Source organism: Vibrio sp. V19_P1S1T109 (genome assembly GCF_002241375.1).
Taxonomy (GTDB): Bacteria; Pseudomonadota; Gammaproteobacteria; order Enterobacterales; family Vibrionaceae; genus Vibrio; species Vibrio anguillarum.
Genome location: NZ_NDIM01000033.1, coordinates 1 through 2551 on the forward strand (window position 1 = coordinate 1; position 2551 = coordinate 2551).

General features: G+C 44.3%; 1 protein-coding gene. It reads right to left on the reverse strand.

Translation table 11 applies throughout. The features are described 5' to 3' along the window. Nucleotides 1-94: 94 nt before the first annotated feature. The gene (lon, locus tag B9J87_RS01845; protein WP_088728763.1) at nucleotides 95-2446 is read right to left on the reverse strand and encodes an endopeptidase La; all 2352 of its coding nucleotides are present in this window, start codon (nucleotides 2444-2446) and stop codon (nucleotides 95-97) included. Nucleotides 2447-2551: the final 105 nt, after the last annotated feature.

The following is a 2551-nucleotide window of genomic DNA, read 5'->3' on the forward strand; positions in this document are numbered from 1 at the left end:
AGCTATAGGGGCTTACGTTAGCGCCCAAAAAAAACGCTGACAAGCCTTTTTAAGCCTATCAGCGTGATCTTTTACTTATTTTTGCTGCACATCACTATTTTTTAGCTTCAAATTCAACCCCAGAAGGGTCTCGTTCAAGTGCGATCTTCAAAACTTCATCAATCCATTGAACGGGAATGACTTTTAGATCAGCAATCACATTTGCAGGGATCTCTTCCAAATCACGCTCATTCTCTTTTGGGATCAATACGGTGGTGATACCACCACGATGTGCTGCGAGCAGTTTTTCTTTCAAACCACCGATAGGTAATACTTCACCACGCAACGTTATCTCACCCGTCATCGCGACTTCCGCTTTCACAGGATTACCCGTCAAGCTAGAGACAAGCGCCGTACACATAGCAATACCCGCGCTTGGGCCATCTTTTGGTGTTGCGCCTTCTGGCACGTGAACGTGAATGTCACGCTTTTCATAGAAATCAGCGTTAATCCCTAATTTCTCGGCGCGTGCGCGAACCACAGTCATCGCAGCCTGAATGGATTCTTGCATCACCTCGCCCAGAGAACCAGTTTGCGTCAACTTGCCTTTGCCAGGCATTGATTCGGTTTCAATAGTCAGCAAATCACCGCCTACTTCTGTCCATGCTAAACCCGTAACTTGGCCAATTTGGTTACTGTCGTCGGCTTTGCCAAAATCACAACGTTGCACACCTAGAAACTCTTTTAAATTCTCTTGGTTGGCTACCACGGTTTTTACGTCTTTATTCAACAAGATTTTCTTCACCGCTTTACGGCAAATTTTTGAAATCTCTCGCTCTAAGCTTCGTACGCCCGCCTCACGTGTGTAATAACGGATAATACCAATGATGGCTGAATCTTCGATAACAATTTCATGAGGCTTCAAACCATTCCGCTCAACTTGCTTAGTCACTAGATGGCGTTTAGCAATATTCAGCTTTTCGTCTTCTGTATATCCGGAAAGGCGGATAACTTCCATACGGTCAAGCAGCGGACCTGGGATGTTCATTGAGTTTGATGTCGCAACAAACATGACATCAGACAAGTCATAGTCCACTTCTAAATAGTGATCGTTAAAGGTGCTATTTTGTTCAGGGTCAAGCACCTCCAACAATGCGGAAGATGGGTCACCACGCATATCTGAAGACATTTTGTCGATTTCATCAAGCAGGAACAGTGGGTTTTTCACGCCAACTTTCGCCATTTTTTGAATCAACTTACCCGGAAGAGAACCGATGTAAGTACGGCGGTGACCACGAATTTCTGCTTCATCACGCACTCCACCTAACGCCATACGGGTATATTGTCGACCTGTTGCCGCCGCTATCGAGCGGCCAAGAGACGTTTTACCAACGCCCGGGGGACCAACAAGACACAAAATTGGCCCTTTCAGCTTGTTGATACGACTTTGTACCGCGAGATATTCTAAAATACGCTCTTTGACACGATCTAAACCGTAGTGATCGGCATTTAAAATCTCTTCAGCTTTTGCCAAATCTTTCTTAACTTTTGAACGTTTTGCCCAAGGAACATTGACCATCCAATCAATATAGCTACGCACAACGGTTGCTTCTGCAGACATTGGAGACATCATCTTTAATTTCTGCAGCTCTTGTTCCGTTTTTTGGCGCGCTTCCTGCGGCATTTTGGAATCGTCAATCTTCTTCTTCAGCATTTCAAATTCATCAGGTGCGTCATCCATCTCACCTAATTCTTTCTGAATCGCTTTCATCTGCTCGTTGAGGTAATACTCACGCTGAGATTTTTCCATCTGCTTTTTAACGCGACCACGAATGCGTTTTTCAACCTGTAATAGATCGATCTCCGCTTCCATTTGTCCCATTAAAAATTCCAAACGTTCACTGACATCAACAATTTCGAGAACTTTTTGTTTTTCAATCAATTTCAATGGCATGTGAGCGGCGATGGTATCAGCCAAACGCGCTGCTTCATCAATCCCATTTAACGACGTTAATACTTCAGGCGGGATTTTCTTGTTGAGTTTGATAAAACCATCAAATTGGTTGATTGCGCTGCGAACGACGACTTCCTGCTCTTTATCATCCAACTCAGGAGTGACAAGATACTGCGCTTCTGCGGAGAAAAATTCACGCTCGATGAAGCGATCAATTTTCGCTCGCTGTTGGCCTTCAACCAACACTTTCACGGTACCGTCAGGTAATTTCAGAAGTTGTAAAATCGTTGCAACTGTCCCGACTTCAAAAAGATCTTCAATTTTCGGTTCGTCGGTTTCCGCTTGCTTTTGTGCCACAAGTAACACTTGCTTGTTGTTATCCATCGCCGCTTCAAGGCATTGGATGGATTTTTCTCTGCCAACAAACAAAGGAATGACCATGTGAGGATAAACCACCACGTCACGTAGAGGTAGTACGGGGATCTCGATACGCTCGGAACGTTCCAAGTTCATATTATTCTCTCTTCCGCTTCAACTGATTACCGAGTATATGGGGGCTAACTCACTGGATTCAATAACAGAATAAAAAAAAGGAGGTATTTGCTACCTCCTTTAAAT

Excerpts from the sequence above, each read along its gene's own strand:
- lon (WP_088728763.1), bottom strand. The coding sequence starts at position 2,446 with ATGAACTTGGAACGTTCCGAGCGTATCGAGATCCCCGTACTACCTCTA.